The organism is Kitasatospora sp. NPDC053308 (assembly GCF_055585785.1).
Genome location: NZ_JBVJJY010000016.1, coordinates 38,048 through 58,188, shown reverse-complemented (window position 1 = coordinate 58,188; position 20,141 = coordinate 38,048). Strand labels below are relative to the sequence as shown.

At 73.8% G+C, this 20,141-nt stretch carries 25 protein-coding genes and 1 pseudogene; 11 read left to right on the top strand and 15 right to left on the bottom strand.

What is annotated here, in order from left to right:
- Positions 1-7: 7 nt before the first annotated feature.
- Both ACZ6Y7_RS28800 and ACZ6Y7_RS28795 read right to left on the bottom strand, forming a co-directional pair.
- Positions 8-400, bottom strand: a complete 393-nt coding sequence (locus ACZ6Y7_RS28800; protein ID WP_465760862.1) for a hypothetical protein — start codon at positions 398-400, stop codon at positions 8-10.
- A 53-nt stretch (positions 401-453) separates the two neighbouring features.
- Entirely contained in the window at positions 454-975 is a 522-nt protein-coding gene (locus ACZ6Y7_RS28795) for a peptidylprolyl isomerase (protein ID WP_465760861.1), read from the bottom strand.
- Between the two features lie 257 nt (positions 976-1,232).
- Here ACZ6Y7_RS28795 and ACZ6Y7_RS28790 point away from each other — a divergent pair, with 257 nt between their 5' ends.
- Together ACZ6Y7_RS28790 and ACZ6Y7_RS28785 are read left to right on the top strand one after the other, a co-directional pair.
- Positions 1,233-1,427, top strand: coding sequence for a hypothetical protein (locus tag ACZ6Y7_RS28790; protein ID WP_465760979.1), 195 nt, complete (start codon positions 1,233-1,235; stop codon positions 1,425-1,427).
- 3 nt (positions 1,428-1,430) lie between these two features.
- Positions 1,431-1,694: a hypothetical protein gene (locus tag ACZ6Y7_RS28785; protein ID WP_465760860.1), complete on the top strand. Its 264-nt coding sequence runs from the start codon at positions 1,431-1,433 to the stop codon at positions 1,692-1,694.
- Positions 1,695-1,797: 103 nt separating this feature from the next.
- Here ACZ6Y7_RS28785 and ACZ6Y7_RS28780 read toward each other — a convergent pair whose 3' ends face one another.
- The gene (locus ACZ6Y7_RS28780; RefSeq protein WP_465760859.1) at positions 1,798-3,177 is read right to left on the bottom strand and encodes an ALF repeat-containing protein; all 1,380 of its coding nucleotides are present in this window, start codon (positions 3,175-3,177) and stop codon (positions 1,798-1,800) included.
- Positions 3,178-3,324: 147 nt separating this feature from the next.
- Between ACZ6Y7_RS28780 and ACZ6Y7_RS28775 the strand changes: the two genes are divergently transcribed.
- Positions 3,325-4,278: an NAD-dependent epimerase/dehydratase family protein gene (locus ACZ6Y7_RS28775; protein ID WP_465760858.1), complete on the top strand. Its 954-nt coding sequence runs from the start codon at positions 3,325-3,327 to the stop codon at positions 4,276-4,278.
- 23 nt (positions 4,279-4,301) lie between these two features.
- Here the strand turns inward: ACZ6Y7_RS28775 and ACZ6Y7_RS28770 are convergent, their stop codons facing one another.
- Positions 4,302-4,628, bottom strand: a complete 327-nt coding sequence (locus ACZ6Y7_RS28770; protein WP_465760857.1) for a DUF1330 domain-containing protein — start codon at positions 4,626-4,628, stop codon at positions 4,302-4,304.
- Between the two features lie 308 nt (positions 4,629-4,936).
- Between ACZ6Y7_RS28770 and ACZ6Y7_RS28765 the strand changes: the two genes are divergently transcribed.
- Positions 4,937-5,887: a hypothetical protein gene (locus tag ACZ6Y7_RS28765; RefSeq protein WP_465760856.1), complete on the top strand. Its 951-nt coding sequence runs from the start codon at positions 4,937-4,939 to the stop codon at positions 5,885-5,887.
- 198 nt (positions 5,888-6,085) lie between these two features.
- Complete coding sequence (locus tag ACZ6Y7_RS28760) at positions 6,086-7,162, top strand: helix-turn-helix transcriptional regulator (protein ID WP_465760855.1); 1,077 nt, start codon at positions 6,086-6,088, stop codon at positions 7,160-7,162.
- Positions 7,163-7,549: 387 nt separating this feature from the next.
- Here the strand turns inward: ACZ6Y7_RS28760 and ACZ6Y7_RS28755 are convergent, their stop codons facing one another.
- Positions 7,550-8,146 (bottom strand): SMI1/KNR4 family protein, encoded by a 597-nt coding sequence (locus tag ACZ6Y7_RS28755; protein ID WP_465760854.1) that lies wholly within the window; start codon positions 8,144-8,146, stop codon positions 7,550-7,552.
- A 183-nt stretch (positions 8,147-8,329) separates the two neighbouring features.
- On the opposite strand from ACZ6Y7_RS28755, the gene ACZ6Y7_RS28750 reads away from it, so the two are divergent.
- Positions 8,330-10,147 carry a glycoside hydrolase family 35 protein gene (locus ACZ6Y7_RS28750; RefSeq protein ID WP_465760853.1) on the top strand — a complete coding sequence of 606 codons (1,818 nt, stop codon included), beginning with the start codon at positions 8,330-8,332 and terminating at the stop codon, positions 10,145-10,147.
- 23 nt (positions 10,148-10,170) lie between these two features.
- Here the strand turns inward: ACZ6Y7_RS28750 and ACZ6Y7_RS28745 are convergent, their stop codons facing one another.
- Positions 10,171-11,022 (bottom strand): DUF4253 domain-containing protein, encoded by an 852-nt coding sequence (locus ACZ6Y7_RS28745; protein ID WP_465760852.1) that lies wholly within the window; start codon positions 11,020-11,022, stop codon positions 10,171-10,173.
- A gap of 42 nt (positions 11,023-11,064) precedes the next feature.
- On the bottom strand, positions 11,065-11,325 hold the full coding sequence (locus ACZ6Y7_RS28740; RefSeq protein ID WP_465760851.1) for a hypothetical protein: 261 nt from the start codon (positions 11,323-11,325) through the stop codon (positions 11,065-11,067).
- Between the two features lie 57 nt (positions 11,326-11,382).
- Here ACZ6Y7_RS28740 and ACZ6Y7_RS28735 point away from each other — a divergent pair, with 57 nt between their 5' ends.
- Positions 11,383-11,760, top strand: a complete 378-nt coding sequence (locus tag ACZ6Y7_RS28735; RefSeq protein ID WP_465760850.1) for a hypothetical protein — start codon at positions 11,383-11,385, stop codon at positions 11,758-11,760.
- Between the two features lie 42 nt (positions 11,761-11,802).
- Here the strand turns inward: ACZ6Y7_RS28735 and ACZ6Y7_RS28730 are convergent, their stop codons facing one another.
- Entirely contained in the window at positions 11,803-12,816 is a 1,014-nt protein-coding gene (locus ACZ6Y7_RS28730; RefSeq protein WP_465760849.1) for an aldo/keto reductase, read from the bottom strand.
- 198 nt (positions 12,817-13,014) lie between these two features.
- Between ACZ6Y7_RS28730 and ACZ6Y7_RS28725 the strand changes: the two genes are divergently transcribed.
- Positions 13,015-13,188, top strand: coding sequence for a DUF6461 domain-containing protein (locus ACZ6Y7_RS28725; RefSeq protein WP_465760848.1), 174 nt, complete (start codon positions 13,015-13,017; stop codon positions 13,186-13,188).
- A 112-nt stretch (positions 13,189-13,300) separates the two neighbouring features.
- The gene (locus ACZ6Y7_RS28720; RefSeq protein WP_465760847.1) at positions 13,301-14,044 is read left to right on the top strand and encodes a hypothetical protein; all 744 of its coding nucleotides are present in this window, start codon (positions 13,301-13,303) and stop codon (positions 14,042-14,044) included.
- Positions 14,045-14,109: 65 nt separating this feature from the next.
- Here ACZ6Y7_RS28720 and ACZ6Y7_RS28715 read toward each other — a convergent pair whose 3' ends face one another.
- Positions 14,110-14,187 carry a hypothetical protein gene (locus ACZ6Y7_RS28715; RefSeq protein ID WP_464336931.1) on the bottom strand — a complete coding sequence of 26 codons (78 nt, stop codon included), beginning with the start codon at positions 14,185-14,187 and terminating at the stop codon, positions 14,110-14,112.
- Between the two features lie 151 nt (positions 14,188-14,338).
- Positions 14,339-14,892, bottom strand: a pseudogene (locus tag ACZ6Y7_RS28710) (cupin domain-containing protein).
- Positions 14,893-15,031: 139 nt separating this feature from the next.
- On the opposite strand from ACZ6Y7_RS28710, the gene ACZ6Y7_RS28705 reads away from it, so the two are divergent.
- A complete protein-coding gene (locus ACZ6Y7_RS28705; protein ID WP_465760846.1) occupies positions 15,032-15,436 on the top strand; it encodes a hypothetical protein in 405 nt (134 codons plus the stop codon).
- Positions 15,437-15,682: 246 nt separating this feature from the next.
- Here ACZ6Y7_RS28705 and ACZ6Y7_RS28700 read toward each other — a convergent pair whose 3' ends face one another.
- From ACZ6Y7_RS28700 to ACZ6Y7_RS28685, 4 genes are all read right to left on the bottom strand, one after another.
- Positions 15,683-16,144, bottom strand: a complete 462-nt coding sequence (locus tag ACZ6Y7_RS28700) for a MarR family transcriptional regulator (RefSeq protein WP_465760845.1) — start codon at positions 16,142-16,144, stop codon at positions 15,683-15,685.
- A 121-nt stretch (positions 16,145-16,265) separates the two neighbouring features.
- Entirely contained in the window at positions 16,266-16,526 is a 261-nt protein-coding gene (locus ACZ6Y7_RS28695) for a hypothetical protein (protein WP_465760983.1), read from the bottom strand.
- Positions 16,527-16,577: 51 nt separating this feature from the next.
- Positions 16,578-17,357 carry a hypothetical protein gene (locus ACZ6Y7_RS28690; protein ID WP_465760844.1) on the bottom strand — a complete coding sequence of 260 codons (780 nt, stop codon included), beginning with the start codon at positions 17,355-17,357 and terminating at the stop codon, positions 16,578-16,580.
- Between the two features lie 360 nt (positions 17,358-17,717).
- On the bottom strand, positions 17,718-18,314 hold the full coding sequence (locus ACZ6Y7_RS28685) for a hypothetical protein (RefSeq protein ID WP_465760843.1): 597 nt from the start codon (positions 18,312-18,314) through the stop codon (positions 17,718-17,720).
- Between ACZ6Y7_RS28685 and ACZ6Y7_RS28680 the strand changes: the two genes are divergently transcribed.
- On the top strand, positions 18,287-19,054 hold the full coding sequence (locus ACZ6Y7_RS28680) for a trypsin-like serine protease (RefSeq protein WP_465760978.1): 768 nt from the start codon (positions 18,287-18,289) through the stop codon (positions 19,052-19,054). The two genes, ACZ6Y7_RS28685 and ACZ6Y7_RS28680, sit on opposite strands and share 28 nt — an antisense overlap.
- A gap of 124 nt (positions 19,055-19,178) precedes the next feature.
- Here ACZ6Y7_RS28680 and ACZ6Y7_RS28675 read toward each other — a convergent pair whose 3' ends face one another.
- Positions 19,179-20,102: a hypothetical protein gene (locus ACZ6Y7_RS28675; RefSeq protein ID WP_465760842.1), complete on the bottom strand. Its 924-nt coding sequence runs from the start codon at positions 20,100-20,102 to the stop codon at positions 19,179-19,181.
- Between the last annotated feature and the right edge of the window lie 39 nt (positions 20,103-20,141).

The window sequence follows — 20,141 nt, the reverse complement described above, 5'->3', positions numbered from 1 at the left end:
CGGACCGTCAACTCTCCGGCCGCCGCCCGCGCTCGACCGGGCGGCGGCCGTCCGCGTCCTCCCCGGGATCGCCGCCCTCCCGGGCCAGGGCCTCGCGCGCGGCCAGGCGTCCGGCCATCCGGAAGGAGTGCTCGCGCGAGTCGATCTCGTGCACGACGGTGCCGTGCACCACCACCGCCAGTGCCACCGCCCGCCCCGGCGCCCGCTCGGCCAGCTCCTCGCGCACCCCCTCGGCCAGCGCCGCGTGGAACAGCGCGAGGTCCTGCGGATCGCAGCCGCCGCGCACCGTGGCGTCCGGCGCCGCCTCCAGGCACACGCCCTCCTCCCACGGCTCGAAGTCCACGGTGACGATCGCCACGTCACCGGGGCAGCCGCTCTGGCGGACGTAACGGGCCCGCACCCCCCGGATCGGGTGCGCCGGGAAGCTCCGCGCCGGGCCGGGGGCCATCGCGCTCAGGACCAGGTGATCTCGACGGACTCGATCACCACGTCCGCCACCGGGCGCTCGCCCTCGGTCGGGGCGGCGGCGATCGCGTCGACCACGGCCTGGGAGGCCGCGTCGGCGACCTGCCCGAAAACGGTGTGCTTGCGGTTGAGGTGGGCGGGGGTGCCCACCGTGATGAAGAACTGCGAACCGTTCGTGCCCGGGCCGGAGTTGGCCATCGCCAGCAGGTACGGCTTGCTGAAGAACAGCTCCGGGTGGAACTCGTCCGCGAAGGCGTAGCCCGGCCCGCCGGTGCCGGTGCCGGTCGGGTCGCCGCCCTGGATCATGAACCCGGCGACCACCCGGTGGAACAGCGTGCCGTCGTAGTACGGGCCGCTGCCCGGCTCGCCGGTGCGCGGGTCGGTGTACGCGCGGGTGCCCTCGGCGAGTTCGGCGAAGTTGCGGACCGTCTTCGGCGCGTGGAACGGGAACAGCTCCAGGCGGATCGGGCCCGCGGTGGTGTGCAGGGTGGCGTACCGGGCAGTGGCCACGGGGGCTCCTCGGGTGGTGCGTCGGAATGGTGCGGCGGGGTGGTGCGGCGGGGTGGTGCGTCGGGGCGTGCGGCGAGGTGTGCGGTCCGGCGCGGTGGGTGGTGCGCGGGCGCGACCGGTCGCGCCTGGTGCGGGCCGGTGCGCCGATCGGGAGGACCGGCTACGGCATCCTGGCACAGCCGCGGGGTTCGCGGCCGAACCGGGTGGGAGGATCCGCATGGGGGGCGTGACGTACGGAGGAAGGGCGGGTGACCGCGATGGTCGGTGCGGTGCTGGTCGGGCTGCTGGTGCTGGTGGTCGCCGGATGCGGGTGCGTGGTGTGGGCCGACCGGGGCGGGCCCCCGTGGACCCGCGCGGTCGCCTCGGTCACGGTCCGCGGCGGCGAGGTGCTGCGCAGCGCGCTGCGCAGCAGCCGGCGCCGCGGGAACTCCGGCGGCGGGGGCGGTGACTGAGACGTGCTGGACTACGACGACGTACGGCTGCGGGCCGTGTTCGAGGCGGTGCTGGCCTCCACCCTGGCCGGGCGGGGCGTGCCGACCTGCGTGGGGCTGGACATGGAGACCGAGGACGCGCTGTGGGCGATCGAGTGCGCCCGCCCGGATGTGCCGCCGGAGCTGGTCGCGGCGGCCCGGCGCGTCTTCGAGGGTCAGCTGGACGGCACCAACGCGGCCCGGGAGCGCGAGCGGATCGCCCGCCGGCTGGCCGGGCGGGACGGCTGACGCGCGTACCGCCTCCGCGGCCGCCGCCCGTCACGGGCGGCGGCCGGGGCGGGCGACGGCCGGGGACGCGAGGGGCGCCGGTGCTCGGCGCCGGTGCTCGGCGTCAGTCCTCGGCGGAACGGCGGCGGGAGAGCGCGACCAGGGCCGCGCCCGCGGCCAGGGCCGCAGCGGCGCCGCCGGCCTCCCAGCCGATCCCGTCGGTGCCGGTTGCGGCGAGCGTGCCGGAGCCGGAGCCCACGGTGACGATCCCCGTGCCCGTACCGGTGGTGGTGCCCGTGACGGTCTGGGTGAGACCCGCAGGCTGGACGGTCTGCGGCTGCCCGCCGCCCTGGGCGGTGGTACCGGCGCCGGACGCGGCGGCCTCGTCCACGGCGCGGGCCTTGGCCCAGCCGTCCGTGAGGAAGGCCAGGATGTCCGCGTCGCTGCCCTCCAGGGCGGCCTTGGCGGCCTGGCGCACGGCCGGCCCGCCGGTCTCGGCGAGCTGGGAGACCTTGATCCGGTTGTCGGTGGCGCGCAGGCGCGGCAGCTCGGTCTCCAGGAAGCGCCGCAGGTCGGCGTTGGTGCCGTTGAGGGCCTTCTGGGCGCCCTCGGCGACGTGCCGGCCGGTCTCCTTGTTCGCGAGGATGACCAGGATCGCGACCCGGTCGTCCTCGGCCTGGGCGGCGGGCCAGCCCTCGGTGAGGAACCTCAGGATCGCCGCGTCGTCGCCGTCCATCGCCTTGTTCGCCGCCTCGCGCACCGCGCGACCGCCGGAGGACATGATCTGGGCGACCTTGACCCGGTTGTCGATGGCGCGCTGCTTCGGCAGCTCGGTCTCCAGGAAGTACCGCAGGTCGGCGGCGGTGCCCTTGAGCGCCTTCTCGGCCGCCTCGCGCACCCCACGGCCGCTGTCCTTGTCGGCGAGGATGCGCTCGACCTCGGCGCGGTCCTGGTCCTCGACGCGGGCGACGTACTGACCGGTGTTCAGGAAGTCGAGGATGTCCTGGTAGGTGCCGCGCAGCGCCTTGTCGGCGGCCTTGCGCACGGCCGGGCCGCCGCGGTCCGCGATCTGGACGACCAGCAGCCGGTTGTCCGTCCGGCGGGCGTCCTCCAGCCCGGTCTCCAGGAAGCGCCGCAGGTCGGCGGCGGTGCCCTTGAGCGCCTTCGCGGCCGTCTCGCGCACCTTGGGCCCGCTGGCCGGGTCGGCGAGGATCCGCTCGACCTCGGCGCGGTCCTTGGTCTCCTGGTCGGTCGGCTGACCGGCGTTCCGGTCCTTCCGGTCGTTCTGGTCCGTCTGGTCCTTCTGCTGCTCCCCGCCGGAGAGGTCCTTGGGCGTGTCCTTCGCCGTCTCCGACGCCGTGTCGGGTGCCGAACCCGAGGCGGTGTCAGGGCCCGAGACGCCGGCCGGCTGCGGGGCGTCGGCGGCCGAGGCCGTCGAGGGGAAGAGGACGGCGGGGGCCAGAACGGCGGCCGCGACGACGGCGGACACCCGGGGAAGCTTCAACGCTGCAGACCTTACTTCGCGCGAGGATCATGAACCCCGACAGCATAGATCTTCTTTTACGTTCTCCATACCAAATAAATGCAGCTCCTCAACACCCTCCCCCCACCGCCGCGTTGCACCCGCCGGGACGTGGATAGGGTGAGCCGGATGAGCTTCCATCTCGTCGTCGGACACGGGCCCGCCGGGGCCGCCACCGCCCGCCTGCTGGCCGCGCAGGGCCACGAGGTACGGGTCGCCACCCGCACCGGACGCCCCGGGCCGCAGCCCGTGGCGGGCGTCGAGCACCTCACCCTCGACGCGAGCGACCCCGCCGCCCTCGCCCGGGCCGCCCGCGGCGCCGCCGCCATCCACGGCTGCGCCGCGCCGCCCCTGCCGCAGTGGGCCTCGCGCTGGCCGGGCCTCGTCTCCTCGCTGTGCGCGGCGGCCGAGGACAGCGGCGCGGTCCTCGTCCTGCTCGGCAACCTGTACGGGTACGGGCCGCAGGCCGACCCGGACCGCCCCCTGACCGAGGACCTCCCGCTCGCCGCCACCGGCCCCAAGGGGCGGGTGCGGGCGGCGGGTTGGGAGCAGGCGCGGGCGCTGCACGAGGCCGGGCGGATCCGGGCGGTGGAGGTGCGCGCCTCGGACTTCTTCGGCCCCGGTGTCACCGACGGCGGCCACCTCGCCGCCCGGGTCGTGCCGGGCCTGCTGAAGGGCCGCTCCGTCGCGGTGCTCGGCGACCCGGACGCCCCGCACAGCTGGACCTACCTGCCGGACGTGGCACGGGCGTTGGCCGAGGTCGCCGGCGACGAGCGGGCCTGGGGCCGGGCCTGGCACGTGCCCACCCTCCCCGCCGCCTCCGTGCGCGCCATGGTCGGGCACCTGGCCGCCGAGGCCGGCACCGCCCCGGTCACGGTGCGCCGCCTGCCCCCCGTCCTGCTCGGCGCGGCCGGCCTGTTCTCCCCGCTGCTGCGCGAACTGCGGGAGGTCCGCTACCAGTTCGACCGCCCGTTCATCGTGGACGCCTCCGCCTACGAGGCGGCGTTCACGGTCCGGGCCACGCCGCTGGAGGAGCAGGTGCGGGCGACGGTCGCCTGGTGGCGCGAGCGGCTGGACGCCTGACGCCGCGCCAGTGCTTGAGCGCGTCAGTGCTTGAGCGCGTCCGCGCCCCGGTAGCCGGCCGGCACGCCCTCGATCAGGATGATGTCGGCGACCATGTGCCGGGTGCGCAGCGGCAGGATCTCCCGGTAGGCGGGGGAGTCCCACCAGGCGCGGGCCCGGTCGAGGTCGGGGAACGCGATGACGATCGTGCCGCCCGTGCCCCAGCGGCCCTCCACCGTCTCGTACGCGCCGCCGTGGACGATGAAGCGGCCGCCGAAGGGGTCGAGGGTGGCGTCGATGCGCTCCAGGTACTCGACGATGTCGGGGCCGAACTCGACCGAGTGGACCTGGGCGATGGCGTAGGCGGTCATGGCTGCTGCTCCCTGGGGGTCGTCGTGGGCGTTTCCTGCTGACGTCCCCGACAGTAGGGCGCGGCGGGCGGCGGGCGAATCCGTCACGTATCGGTAGGGAGTGCCGGGTGTGCCGGGGTGCCGGTAGGGAGTGCCGGGTTCCGGCGGAGTGGCGAGCGGGGGTGAGGACGGGGGTGCCGGGTGTGCCGGGGTGCCGGCGGGGTCCTAGAAAACTCGGATACCGGCGGTTGACCGGGCGCTGACAAGCTGGGGGCGGTCGGCCGGCCGTACCGCCCCTTGTCCCGTCTCCCCTCGATCTGGAGATCCTTGTGCGCTCGCTGATCCGACGCATCGTCCTGTCCGCCGCGCTCGCCCTGGGCGGCCTGGCGCTGACCCCCGGTGCCGCCTCGGCCGACACCCCCGCGACGGTGCTGTTCAACCAGGCCTCCGAACGCTGTCCCGACGGCGCGGTGTGGAGCTCCCAGGACATGCACCCCTGCGCGCCGGAGAACAACCCGGGCATGTGGGTGTTCACGCCGGTGCCGGGCTGGAGCGGCATCTACACGATCAACAACCAGGTCGACCGGCGCTCCTGCCTGACCTCCACCGACGGCCGCCCCGGCGGCTACCAGTGCGCCGCCGGCCAGACCAGCCAGATGTGGCGCATCACCCCGTACACGGCGGCCGGCGAGACGGCGAAGTACGACATGGTCGGGGTGCGGATCCAGAACGTGTCCGACTCCCTGTGCCTGGACAACACGACCAAGAACTTCGGCGGCTGGAAGCTCTACATGTTCGGCTGCAACGACGGGCGCTACCAGCAGTGGAACATCTACCGCACCAGCTACGAGGCCCTGTTCGGCCCGGTCGGCGCCCACAAGGGCATGACCTGGACCACCCTGGAGCAGCGCGCCGACAACGTGGTGCACGTCGGCTACGACAGCGGCAGCGACCCGTACAACGGCGACACCTGGGCCGGCGCCCAGCTGCCGGTGCTGTGCCTCCTGAAGGACGGCCGGCCGGCGCCCGCGGGCGTGCCCACCAGCGGCTTCCACAGCTGGGCCGGCGGCGAGGTGAAGGCCACCGCGCCGGTGGCGGGCACCCGGCTGTCCAGCCGGGCCACGGCCGACCAGCTGTGCGCGAGCTCCTTCGGATCCGGCTTCCGGATGGCGGAGTTCCACGACGCCTCGGGCTGGGGCCTGTGGGCCAACGGCACCCTGCCGATGGGGACCCGCTTCTGGACGGCCATCGACGACCAGCGGGCCAACCCGTGGAGCTGACACCGACGCCGAAGCCCTGAGCGGGCACCACGGGTGAACGGGGGGCAGGGGAAACCGGGGGCCCGGGGGAACGGGGGACGGGGGCGGTCGCCGAGCAGTGGCGGCCGCCCCCGCGTTTTCGGTCACCGTCCGCCCGCGTCCGGCCAATCCGGTCGTTCGTCCACCGACCACGGTCCCGCCCTCCCTACCATTCCGTCCGTGGCCAAACGACGCAACCTGGAACGGGAAGTCCTGGGAACGATCGGTGAGTTGGCGGCTTCCCGGCTGCCGGCCGCCGAGCTCTTCCGCGAACTGCACACCCTGCTGGCGGACCCGCTCGGCTTCGACGGCGGCTGCTGGCACGGCACCGACCCGGTCACCGGCTTCCCCACCTCCACGGTGGCCGACGGCCTCGACCCCGCCCGCTTCGAACAGGCCGTCCGGCTGGAGTTCCAGGGCGAGGACGCCACCACCTTCACCGCGATCCGCAGCGCCGGCCACCGCGTGCAGAGCGTCGACCGGGCCACCGACGGCCACCCCGAACGCAGCGTCCGCTACCGGGAGTTGCTGCACCCCTGCGGCTACGGCGACGAACTGCGGATCAACTTCGACCTCGGCGGCGGACGTTGGGGCAGCGCCGCGTTCATGCGCGAACGCGCCCGAGGCCGTTACGGCCCGCCCGACCTGCGCCTGGCCGAACGCGTCGCCGCGCCCATCGGCGCCGCCCTGCGCGCAGCCCACCTCGCCGCCCTGCGCGCCGCCGGCCCCGCCGCGCCCGTCCACGGCCCGGCCGTCGCCGTCCTGGACGCCCACGGCCGGCTGCGCTCCGCGGACGCCGCGGCCCGCGACCTCATCGCGCGGATGGCCGAACCCACCGCCCACACCGGCGGCGTGCCCAGCGGCTTCCTCACCGTCGCCCGCCAGGCCGCCCGCGCCGGCCGGCCCGCCGAGGTCCGCGTCTGCACCCCGGACGGCCGGTGGCTCGCCCTGCACGCCTCCCCGCTCGACGGCCCCGCCGGCGCCGTCGCCGTCGTCGCCTCCCCCGCCTCCCCCGTCCAGCGCCTGCCCCTGGCGGTCCTCGCCCACGGCCTGTCCCCCCGCGAACAGCAGGTCGCCCTCCACGCGGTGCGCGGCACCAGCACCAAGGACATCGCCGCCCGCCTCCACCTCACCGTCCCCACCGTCCAGCAGCACGTCACCGCGATCCTCCACAAGACCGGCACCCGCACCCGCCGCGAACTCGTCGCCCTCCTCATGTCCGACCACCTCCCCACCCTGCCCCTACCCCCGGCGTAGCGGGGCAGGGGCAGAGCGCTCGGCCACCGGTGCGGGCTGATCCCTCTCTCATCACCGAGCCGAACCCCACTGCCCGCCGGACCTCCGGCGACCCAGCCCTGAACCGCTCTGTCCCCGCCACTCGGCCCGCCAGTGGACGGACGGCCGCTCACCCCAGGTGACGACGGCGCCGACGGGGCTCAGGCTGATCCGGGCGCAGTCCACGCCGTGGAGGAACTCGGCCATCCTCAGGGGAAAACCCGCGGCGTGCCCCGTTCCTGCCGAGGACCACGACCGGCCGCGCGCGGGGGTCGTCCCCGACCATGAGCCAGCACAGCGTGTCAGCCCCCAGGCGATCAGTGCTCGGCGGAGCGCACCTCATCGGTAGGCTGCCGGTCAGGGGGTGTGTCAGCTCCTCGGCCCGCCGGTCAGCGGGTCGAGCTTGGCGCGGGACCGCTCCCGGCTGAGCCGCCAGTGGACGAACCGAGGGGACGCACAGCCCCAGGCATCGGTGATCCCGATGGGGCACGGGTCGATCTCCGCCGTGAGCATCCGGTAGAGGAACTCGGCCATCCCCATGTGGAAGACCAGCGGCGCGCCCCCGTTCCTGCCGAGGACCACGACCGGCCACGCGTCGGAGTCGTCCCCGACCATCAGCCAGCACAGCGTGTCAGCAGTGGCCGAACCACCCCAGGCGATCAGCTGCTCGGCGGAGTGCACCTCATCGGTAGGCTCCCCGTCCTCCTCGAAGAGGTGGCGCGCTTCCTCCGTCATGTCGTGCATCCCCGGCTGTGGAGCGTCTTCCGGCATCAGCTCATCGGGGCAGAACACCGAGAGACAGGCCTCGATGCTCCCGCGCCCGTACCGGGTCACGAACTGGGTGTAGTCGCTGGGGAACCGGAAGCCCCACGCCCGCTCGACCGCTGCCCAGTCACCGGATTCACCGGCCCCCTCGTGCGGCGGCATGAGGTCCAGCAGCCTGTTGATGTCGAATGCGCGTGTCATTGATCACTCTCGCCGGTGCCCGGGGTTGTCCCAGGTCCTGGATTCTGGCCCATCGAGCGGGTCCGGGACGACCCCGGCCCTCCCGCCGGCGGGCGGGCGCGCCGGGGGAGGACGGTGCGCGGGCGGGTTCCTTGCTAGGTTCGGGGTGGCCGGGGCCGGCGATCGGGAAGGCGAGGAATGCGCATGCTCGGGTACGACGCGGACGGGTTCGTGCGGGACGGGGTGGCGCACCGGGTGGTGGCGGGTGCGGTGCACTACTTCCGCATCCACCCCGACCTGTGGGAGGACCGGCTGCGGCGGGTGCGGGCGCTGGGGGTGAACACGGTGGACACGTACGTGCCGTGGAACTTCCACGAACTGCCCGGTGGGAAGGTCGACTTCACCGGGTGGCGGGACGTGGGCCGGTTCGTGCGCCTGGCCGGCGGCATGGGGCTGGACGTGATCCTGCGCCCCGGCCCGTACATCTGCGCGGAGTGGGAGTTCGGCGGCCTGCCGGCCCGGCTGCTGGCCGTGGACGGGATGCGGCTGCGCTGCGCGGACCCGGCGTTCCTGGCCGAGGTGGACGGCTGGTTCGACGCGCTGGCGCCCGAGCTGCTGCCGCTGCTGGCCAGCCGGGGCGGGCCGGTGGTGGCGGTGCAGGTGGAGAACGAGTACGGCAGTTACGGCGACGACACCGCCTACCTGCTGCACCTGCGCGACGGCCTGGAGCGGCGCGGCGTGGACTGCCTGCTGTTCACCACCGACGGCGCCCACGACACCATGCAGCAGGGCGGCGCCCTGCCCGGCCACCTGGCGACGGCCACGTTCGGCTCGCGCGCCCCCGAGCGCCTGGCGGTGCTGCGCCGCCACCAGCCCGAGGGCCCGCTGACCGCCATGGAGTTCTGGATCGGCTGGTTCGACCAGTGGGGCCTGCCGCACCACGTGCGGGACGCGAAGGAGACCGCCGCCTCGCTGGACGAGCTGCTGGCCACCGGCGCCTCCGTCAGCCTCTACATGGCGCACGGCGGCACCAACTTCGGCCTGTGGTCCGGCGCCAACCACTCCGGCGCGCACCCGCTGGACGCCGGCTACGAGCCGACCGTCACCAGCTACGACTACGACGCGCCGATCGGCGAGGCCGGCGAGCTGACCGACAAGTTCCACGCCCTGCGCGAGGTCATCGGCCGCTACCTGCCCGTGCCGGAGCTACCCGGAGGCGAACTGCCCGCCCCGCTCCCCCGGGTGGCGCCGCAGCGCCTGGAGCGGGCGCAGGGGCGCGCCGTGCTGCTGGAGAGCCTGGACGCGCTGTCGCACCCGGTGGAGCGGGCCGCGCCGCTGCCCATGGAGCAGCTCGGGCAGGACCGCGGCCTGATCCACTACCGCACCCGGGTGCCCGGCCCGCGCCCCGAACTGCCGTTGCGCATCGACGGGTTGGCCGACCGGGCGCTGGTGTTCGCGGACGGGCGCCCGCTCGGGACGCTGGAGCGCAACTCCCCCGGCGAGTCGCTGGCGCTGGCCACCTGCGCGGACGGGGTCACCCTGGACATCCTGGTGGAGGCCCTGGGCCGGGTGAACTACGGCCCGAACATGGACGACCGCAAGGGCATCACCCGCGGTGTCTCGCACGGCGGCCAGCGGCTGTTCGGCTGGCAGATCCGGCCGTTGCCGCTGACCGACCTGTCGGCGCTGCACTTCGCGAGCGGCGGCCCGGACGCGGCGGGGGACGACGGGCCGGACGGGCAGCCGGTATTCCACCGCTTCACCGCCGAACTGCCCTCCCCCGCCGACGCGTTCGTGGCCCTGCCCGGCTGGGGGCGCGGGCTGCTGTGGCTGAACGGGTTCCTGCTGGGCCGCTACCGCGCGCAGGGCCCCCAGCGCACCCTCTACGCCCCCGCGCCGCTGTGGCGGGCGGGGAGCAACGAGCTGGTCGTCCTGGAGCTCGAACGGCCGGGCGAGGCGGTGGAGTTGCGCGACGAGCCGGACCTTGGGCCGACGACGGCCGCACCGAGCTCCGAGTACTGACCCCGGGCGGGGCGGGGCGGGCGTCAGTCCCACCAGAACGACCACTGGTGGGCGCCCACCAGCTGCTCGGCGTACTCGGTGAGGCTGCCGGTGCCCTGGAAGACCAGGTCCGGGCAGAAGGCGGTGTGCTCGGCGGCCGGCAGGAGCGCCTCGGCGAGTGTGGCGGGCGGCACGGGGACGCTCAACTCCAGGGTGTCGAAGCCGACTCCGACCACCTGGGCGCCGAAGCGGCGCTCCCAGTCGGCGAGCACGGCCGCGATCTTGGCGATGTCGCCCTCGTGGTTCACCGGCCCGCTCCACCCGCACACCGCCAGTGCCTCGGCGCCGCCGCCGGCCCGCACCAGGCCCAGGCGGACGTCCCTGCCCGGCTGCAGGACGTCGGCCAGCCGGCGGGCCTCGCGGTCGGCCGCGCCCTCGGGGACGGCGACGGCGGGCGCGGTACCGGGCCAGGCGAGGCCGTACGGGGCCAGGGCCTCGGCGAGTTCCTCGTCGTCGTCACCGCCGCCGTGGCCGTCCTCGCCGTGGCCGTCCTCGCCGCGGCCCGTCTGCCACCAGCCACGCAGCAGCGCGGCCGGGTCGTCCAGCCCGGGGACCTCGGCGCCGGTGGGGTACAGCTCGCCGGACAGCCAGGGCCGGTAGTCGGGGCCGCCGCGCTCCAGCGGGCTGAGCAGCAGCGGCCACAGCCCGCTGTGCGAGTGCGCGCGGTGCAGCTGCGCCCACAGCCCGGCGGGCGCGGGGGCGTCGCTGATCCACAGCAGCGGCTCCCGGCCGTCCTCGGCGCCGACGAGGCGGCCCGGCGGCAGCGGCACGGGCAGGTCGGCGCGGGCGGCGAGTTCGGCGACGGCGGTGGCGAGGTCCGGTGGTGGCTGCGTCATGCGGCCCACCGTAGGAGGGGGCACCGACAGCCGGCCGGGGCGCTACCGGCGCCGCCGCCCGGCGCCCGGATCGGGGACCGGGCCCGGCCGGCCGCAGATCCAGTGGCTGCGGCCGGCCGGGTGCCGGTGCCGCTCACCGGTCGGCCGGGTGACCACGACGTGGCCCCGCCCGTAGTGGACCAGGTCGCCCTCCGCGACGAACACCGGCCGGTCCAGGCCGACCTGGAAGTCGGCGTGGAGCCGGAAGTCGCCGAGCAGCGGCATCCGCGGCACCGGGGTGACCCCGTCGCATTCCCCACGCACGCGCCGAGCATCCCGCAGGCCCCCAGCCGCCGCGAGCTTTTTGCGTAGGGTGGGCCGATGACAGTTGATCATGGAACCCGGCCCCGAACCAGGTGGCCCGCCGACTTCCGGAACCTGGACGACTTGCTGGAGCAGATCCGCCTGCGACCCGGCATGTGGCTGTACCACCGGGACCTGTTGGAACTGCAGGCGATGCTCACCGGGTACGCCGTCGCACTCGAGGCCCATGGCCTGTGCGAGCCGTTCGAGTTCGGGGCCGACGGAGCGTTCCCGCAGTGGCTGGCCCAGGCCAAGGGCCTGTCGGTGCTGAGCGGCTGGCCCCGGGCCGTCGAGGACGTCGCCGGGGACGAGTCGCCTCTGGACGTGTTCTTCCGCTACCTCGACAAGTGGCGGGCGAGCACCGCCGCCGAGCGGGCCGCCGAGCCTCGGGCCTGACCGGCGGGGCCCCGCAGGACCCGGCCGGGGCGCCGACTCCCGTCAGCTCCAGGGCAGTCGGGAGCGGGTGCGCCAGTACGCCTCGGCCGGCTCCGCCATGCCGGCGAGGGCCGCGAGGTCGTCCGGGGCCGGCCGGACCTCGGCCGCCGTGAGGTTGGAGGCGAGCTGGTCGAGGGTGGCGGCGCCGGAGAGCACCACGTCGGCCCAGGGCTGGGCGGCGGCCGCGGCCAGGGCGAGGGCGTCGGGGGTGGCGCCGGTGCGGGCGGCGAGGGTGCGCAGGGCGGCGGTGTCGGGGCCGGTGGCGTTGCGTCCGGCCAGGCGGCCGTTGGCCATGCCCTCCTTGACGACGACCATCCAGCCGGCCGCGTGGGCCTCGGCGAGGGCGGGGGCGGCGGAGGTCTCCAGCAGGTTCCAGGTGGCCTGGACGGCGGTGAACAGCGGGCGGCCGGCGACGGTGACGGCGAGGGCCTGGCGGATGGTGTCGCCCTGGGCGGGGCCGCTGGTGGACAGGCCCACCCGGACGCCCTCGGCGGCGAGCGCGGCGAGCCGCTGGTGCAGGGCGGGGTCGGTGAGGGCGGGGCCGTCGGGCATGGCGGAGTGGACGAGGTAGACGTCCAGGCGGTCGCCGAGCAGGGCGCGGGTCTCGCGGATCTGACGGTCGAACACGGCCGTCGAGTGCTCCTTGACCTCGTGCGCGGCCACGCCCTCGGTCCGCCAGCCGGCCGTGTACGTGTAGCCCCACTTGCTGCCGACCGTCACCTCGCCCGCCGGCCCGGGGTGGTCGTCCAGCCACTGGGCGAGGAACTCCTCGGCGCGGCCGTAGGAGCGGGCGGTGTCGAAGTAGCGCACCCCGGCGGCGTACGCGGCGTCCAGCAGGGTGTGGGTGCGCTCGCGCAGCGCCTCGACGGTCCGCTCGGCGGGCAGGTCCGCGTCCCGTCCGAGGGTGATGTAGCCGGGCCGGCCGACGGCCGCGGTGCCCAGCCCCAGGCGCGCGGGCCGCGGGCTCGCGTCCTGCGGGCGGGCGGCTGCGGCGGCGGCGACGGGGTCGGTCGGCATGGCGGGGTCTCCTCGGACGGCGCGACGGTTCTCACCTGGGACTTTAGCCGCACGCCCGCCCCGCCGGACCGGCGGTCCGGTCGAGGCGCAGCACGAGGATCATGTCGCTCGACGGCTTGCCGGGCCAGTGGCGGTCGTTGCTGGCGAGCAACTGGCTGCTGGTACGCGGACGGAACCACCCGCCTGCGCGTCGAGGACATGGCTCCCGGCCCCGTCAGCGCAGCCGTCCCGGACTTCGACCCCGCCCTGTACCCCGACGAGACCCAGCTCGCCCTGGCCCTCGCCGAACACCTCACCGGCGTCCGCCTGACGCCGGAACTCCTCGAAGAAGCCTCCTTCACCACCGGAACCGTCAACGAACCCTGGGACTGACCTCCGGCCGTGGGTTGCCGGAGCGGGGCCCGGTGAGCGGATTGTGGGCCGGGCCCGGGTGGGCCAGGGTGAGTTGCGCGGACACGCGTGCGATCCGAGAGGACACCGGCCGGTGGAAGGCTTCCTGACCCTCCTGCTCTACCCGCTGACGAAGCTGTGGGACGGCCTGCGGGCCGTGCGCGGCCGCTGGCCCACCGAGCGGCGGCTGCGCGCCCTGGCCGACTCGCCGCGGGCGCGGGCGGCCCGGGCGGCGGAGCTCGGACGGATCCGGCGGCTGGTGGAGGCGCTGGCGGCGGTGGAGGGCGTCGAGCACGTGGTGACCCGCGTCCTGGACTCCCGCACCCGCCCGAGGCCCCTCGAAGCGCTCGACCGCCTCTCCGACGCCGAGGCGCTGCTGATCTGCCGGCTCCACGCGCGGGCCTACTACGTGGTCCGCGAGGACATCACCGCCGTGCTGCCCAGGATCGAGGCGGCCGGTGTGGCCGAGTGGTGCCGGGCCGGCCAGCGGCCGAGCGCGGGCGGCACCGTGGAGCACGCGCTGCGCTGGTACCGCGACGGCGGCACCACCGAGGAGGGCTGGGCCATGGACTCCCCCGGCCTGTACAGCCCCGTCGCCCGGCTGCACTGGGACCTGCCGGGCATCCCGCGCCCGGACCCTCTCCCGGCACCGGCGCCCACCGCGTACCACGTCATGGAGCAGACGCCCGCGGAGCCCGCCGCGGCGGAGCTGCTGCGCGAGGCCCGCGCGGACGGCCGCGGCCTGGTCCTGGAACTCGTCCTGGGCACGAACGGCAACGACCGCCGCCAGTACCACGTGGTGCCGCGCGGCGGCTTCCTGGGGCGCGGGCGGCTCTGACCTGCCCGGCCGCCGCGTCGCGCCCGGGCTACGGCCCGGGCGCGAGCGGCCGTCTCAGGTACGGCTCAGCACTGGGGGCGGCGGCCGTGGTTGGCCCCGCGCCTGGCCCTGGCCTTCTTCTTGCGGCGGCGCTTCGACGACATGGCCACTCCTCTCGCAACCGGGACACCCCCGGGTTCCACCGTTCCACACCCGGGCCGCCCCGGCCCGTCGAGCGACGACGAGCGACGACCCGGGGCGCGGGGGTGACCGACCCCGCCCTGGCCGGCCCGGTCAGCCCCCCGACCGGCCCGGTCAGGCGCGGCCCGCCAGGGCCTCGCGCCAGACGGGGCTGTCGACGTAGTGGTTGTCGACGCGCTCGCCGGAGGCCGCGATCGCCGCCGGCGCCGTCTCGCCGCGCATCACGCTGCCCAGCAGCCGCAGGTAGTCGAAGCGGTCCATGCCGGAGGTGAACAGGAACAGGACGTCGGCCTCGGCGCCCTCGGCGGCGGCGAAGGCGTGCGGGGTGTGCGGGGGCACGCCCAGGAAGTCGCCCTCGCCCAGGACGGTGACCTCCTCCCCGACCAGCACCTCCAGCGAGCCGCTGATCACGAAGAACAGCTCCCAGGCCTTGGTGTGGACGTGCGCGGGCGCCCCGGCGGCGCCCCGGGAGAAGGCGGAGCGGTAGACGGTGAAGCCGCCCTGCCCCTGGTCGGTCTCGGCGAGCAGCGTCATGGTGGCGTGGCGCCCGGGTCGGCGCAGGTCTCGGCCTCGGCGCGGCGGGCCAGGACCGGGGCCGGGATCGCGGTGGTGACGGCGGTGGCGTTCACGGTGTTCGCGGTGTTCGCGGTGGTGTTCGTCGTCGTCATGCGGCCAATCTACGGCCCGAAAGACCCATGATCCTGGGGCAATCGGAGCACTTTTCCACGGGTCAATCCTCCTCCGGTGCCCGGGCGTGACCGGCCGCCCCGGCCCGCTCCGCACGCCCTTGTGCGAGGATCCCTGACCGTGATCCCCATAGCGCACGTGATCGACCGGGCCGGCGAGGACGGCGTCATGCCGTTGCTGACGCTGGACGAATGCTTCGAGGGCAACGACGACGAGGGGTGCATCGCCCCCAACCAGTGGGGGTACGGGCGGCCCCCGCTCGCCGACCTGGTCGCCTGCCTGCGCACCGTGGAGCAGCGCCCGGACGTCGCCTGGGTCCGGGTCCAACTGCACCCGGAGACACTGGCGTTGGAGGAGCTCACGGCGGAAGCCGTCGCCGTCTGCACCACGGCGGACGAGGCCGCCCGCGCCGCGTGGACCACGCGGCTCGCGGCGAGCGGCGTGGTCCCGGGCCTGGTGGACGAGTACCGGGACGTCCCACCGGCGCCGCCCGGTACGGCCGTGTGGTCCGTGGTGTGGGACTAGGGTCGGCGGCGGGGATGCCGGCAGACCGCTCGCCGGGGCGAGGGCGGCGACCGTCGCGGTGGCGGCTGTTGTTCCGCGCCGACGACATCCCGGGAGGGCGGTGGAGTCCGCATGCGGCCCGGAGGAGGGCGCGGCGCCGCGGCGTGCCCTGCGGGCTCGGCCGGGCGGATCGACGCCGCGGTGACGCCCGCGCAGGAGGCCCCGACCCCCGTCCGGGGCCGCCTCCGCGGCCGGCTGGGCGGCCGGTCAGTCGGGGAGGTTCCCGTCGCCGCCCAGGTTCGCCACCATGCGGCGCAGCACGTTGACCGTGGTGACGAAGTCCTGCGGGTCGATGCCCTCGTGGGTGCGTTCGTGGATCCGCAGGTTGCGCTCCCGGGCCCGTAGGCGCCCGGCCTCGCCCTCCTCGGTGAGGGTGAAGGCGCCGGCGTCCTCGACGAGCCAGCCGCGCGCGATCAGGTCGTCGAAGACGGCGTCGAAGTCGGTGTCCTGGTCGTCGTAGCGGACGAGCCGCTCCACCAGGGCCGCCCTGGTCCAGCCGCCGGGCCGGCCGGCCGCGTGGTTGAGCGTCCACCAGTGCGGATGGGTCAGGCCCTCCACCGCCAGCTGCTCGCGCAGTCCTCCCACCACCCTGCGGTAGGCCTCGCCGCTCCACGCCCCGATGGGCTGGGCGGCGATCACCTCGTGCGGGTACTCCTTGAGCGTCGCCATCTCTCCGGTGCTCCTTCGCGTCGTGGGTCGCGTCCACCGACTGATCGTCAGGACGCGGTCGACCGTAGGAGTGCAAGTCCGCTTGAGGTCAAGCACGAGCCGGGCCGGCGCCCGCTTGAGGTCAAGTACGGGTCGGGTCGGCGCGGTCGTAGGCCCGCAGGGTGAGCAGCGCGGCGAGGGTGACGCCGGGGCGGGCCTCCGCCTCGGTGGTGGGCGACCAGCGGGCCCAGCGAATCGGCCAGCCGCCGTCCTCCTGCTGCAGGCCAGCCGCCAGGCTTCTGGTCGTGCTGCACCATGGGGATGCGTCGACGCGGACGTCGATGGTCCGGACGGTGCCCAGGCACAGCTGGGCAGTGTGCTGCTCCGAGCAGTGCAGGCGCAACCGCGGGGCGCTGGCGGGACCCGTCTGACGGCGGCCCCCACCCTACGTTAGTCAGTTGCCGAGGTTCTCTGCGACGTGGATGAGTTCGTCGTCTGAGAGTCGTGGCGGGCCGCCGGTGGTGACGATGTAGGTGTAGGTCCCGTCCGACCATGTCAGCGAACGGGGCCCGCCTTGGGGATTCGATGACGTGATGGTCGCGGGGTGGCCCTTGACGGTGGCGGCTCGGCCGTCCGGTGGTGTGCTGCTCCGGAGGATCTGGCTGACAATCAGAGACCCTTGCACGTCGGCCCCTGTGCCCAGCGTGTACCCGCTGGCCCACGCAGGAGTGTCGGTCGGGAGCGGGGCCAGGCCGGGAAGCTGGACCATGCTGCCCGCCGGATAGGGGTAGTAGTTCTCTGGCAGGAACGCAGGCCGGCGAAGATCGCGCTCGTCGAAGTGGACGGCGGGCTTGCCGGTGGCGTCGTTCAGCGCCCTGGTCCCGAGCGGCTGGTTCAGGTGGATCGCGATCTGTCCGATGCCACCCGGGTCGCAGAACCCTGGGGGGACCGTGTGCCGCAGGGAGATCTTCACCATGCCCGCGGACTCGCGTGCCACGAGCTGGGGCTGTTTTTCGCATCCCCAGCCGATACTGAGGGTCAAGGTCTGGCCGTCGGAGCTGACAAGGAGCGGGTGGCCGGCCACGGGGCCTTCGTAGACCTTCGTTTCAGGAGCCCGATTCATCCACCAAGCAGTCGTCGCGAACCCGCCGCCAAGGATGGCTATGGCGGCCAAAGCGGCCAGACGATTTCGTCTTCCGCGCTTGGCTATCTGACGGATGGTGCTTTGCGTCACGGGCCCTCCCCGGCGGTCATGACCATGCTTGCGGCATAGCGTGTGCAAAGTCAAGCGAGTCAGCAAACAGCGCTTTCCGGGCAAATAACCCCAACGCACCGCTTTCATTTGCCGAGAAATGGCAAAGTCTAAACGGTGCGCCCGAAATGTTCCACAAGGGGACCCATGGGGCATTTATCTGAGGTGCGCTCTGCCCTCTCACGCCGCTACGGTGCGGGGTGCAGCATCGTTCACGACGCCTAATGGCATCCTATTTGGGGGGACTTAATGGCCCAGAAAGGCAACTCCGGTCGAACGTGGACAATCCTGGCGACCGTCCTGCTGGCGTCAGCATCCGCAATCACCCCAGCGATCGCCATATCAGGGAGAGAAATACCCACCGCAGCGCCGGCCCAGGCGGGCCACGCGCCCCAGAAGAAGCTGCCCACCGGCGGCACCGATGCGGCCACGTTGCGAGGAGCAGCCAAGCCGGACGTCGTCGAGCTCATGAAAAAGCAGGAAGCTCTCGACAGGGTAGTCGACCACATCACTGCAGGGCAGGATGAGCAGAACCGGGATCGGATTCCGGGATTTTCCGAGGTCGAGGTGGACCCGGGAACCAGTCGCATCACTTTGCACTGGAAGGGAGAGCTCCCGGACACAGTTCGCGACACGCTCCAAGACCTTCCGCCGGGCGTGAGTGTCCAGGTCGTGCCCGCCAAGTACTCCAAAGCCGAACTGCACACAGCACGTGAGAAGCTGCTGCCGAACGGCAAGCCGATGCCCATCGCGGCGAAGAGGCCGAGCCACATCAACAGCATCGGGCCGTCGCTTGACGGAAGTGGCCTCGACCTCGGCTATGAAACAGACGACGAGGGCGCACCCGAGACGCGCGCCATCCTTCCGTTGCTCTCCGCCGAAGAACTCACTCCACATGTGGAAGCCATCGCATCGGCCGTCGCTGGTGTGGAAGTCCACGCCCACCACCAAGCTATGGTGGAGGACCTGACGCGTGGCGCAGACTCCGAGCCCTGGTACGGCGGCGCCGGCGTGCCCCGGCTGGGCCCGGCCACATCTGCTCCACTGGCTTCGGGGTTTACAGCCCCTCGGCCAACTACAAGAACTTTGTCACCACTGCCTGGCACTGCGGCGCAGGCTCGTACAGGACCTGGTACAGCAATCAGTACATGGGATACGCCAACGAGGGTGACGGAAACGCCGCAGACGACACCATCGGCATCGTCCCCCACGACATGCAGCATTCGGGTGGATACGTCTACGGTGGCCCATGGAATGACCCGAATGATGGTGATGCCGTTCAGGTATCCGGTTACGGCGGAAACAATATAGGCGACTACGTCTGCCACTCCGCGGCCAACTCGGGCGCTCACTGCGGCCTCCGCGTCCTTCAGGTTGACCGGCAGATTCAGGGTCCCAACCAGATCTGGCGCAAATTTGCTGACGAGGTCGTCCAGACGGACCCGAACGACATCGCCGCTATCAACGGGGACAGCGGCGGACCCGTGGTCGCGATAGACGGAAGCAAGGTCCAGGCCCGCGGAACCATCACGTCACTCGAGAAGGAGACCAACTGCAACGGCCGCACGGCATCCGACGGTGGATATCGAACGCCGTGGTGCTTCAACGGAATGTGGTACGTCCCGATTTCTCAGACGCTCGCTGACATGGGATGGGTCCTGAGGACAAGCAATCCGTAGAGGGTTGACCTGGCGGTCACCGATTCGGCGAAGCTGCTTGTAGCCGGTCTACGGCAAGGTGCGGGGGAAGTCAGCACCAGGCCGGTCGTCCACGGTACCGACAGGAGTTCAAGTCCGCTTGAGGTCAAGCACGGGCCGGGCCGGCGCGGTCGTAGGCCCGCAGGGTGAGCAGCGCGGCGAGGGTGACGCCGGGGCGGGCCTCCGCCTCGGTGGTGGGCGACCAGCGGGCCCAGCGGATCGGCCAGCCGCCGTCCTCCTGCTGCAGGCCGGCCAGGTGCGCCAGGCCGGCCCGCAGTTCGCGGTCGGTGAACCACTGCCGGGCCAGGCTGTCCGGGGTGGGCGCGTAGTCGTGCGGCAGGTGGTGCTCGCCGGGGGCGTATCCGGCGGCGACGCGGGCCTGTTCGGGGTGGTCGGGGTCGAGCAGGACGATCCGCTGCGCGCGCACCAGCTCGCCCAGCCGGTGCGCCTGGCGCCGGGCCCGCTCGCGGTCGGGGGCGGCGTCGAGGAAGGCGACGGCGGCGCCGGCCTCGTACGGGTGGGTGTGCTCCAGGTGTTCGACGGCGCGGTGGCAGAAGTCGGCGGCCGCCGCGACCCAGGGGTGGTCGATGCCGGCGCGCAGCAGCGGGGCGGCGATCTGGCCGGTGGCGAGGAGGTCGGCGGCGGGCTCGTCGGGGACGGGCAGGAACGGCGGGCGGGGGTAGCGGCGCAGGCTGGGCAGGACGCTGGGCACGCCGCCCTCGGCGGTGGTGTGCGCGGCCAGCCAGTCGCAGATCCGCCGGGCCCGCTCACCGTGCAGGGCGCCGGTCTCGGCGAGGACTCGCAGGGCGGAGGGCACGGCGATGGGCTGCGGGGCGGGTCCGCGCACGTCGGGTTCGAGGCCGAAGGCGTACCCGCCGTCGCCGGTGGCGTAGGCGTCCAGCGCGGCGAGCGGGCCCTGGGGCCCGGCGCCGTCGAAGTGGAAGGCGTAGCGGCGCTGTTCCAGCACCCGCCCCGAGGTCCACAGGAACCGGCCGGCCCGTTCGAGCATGCTGTCGTTCACCCAGGTCATGCCCCCGACCGTAGGCGAGGACCGGCCCGGCGGCCTTGA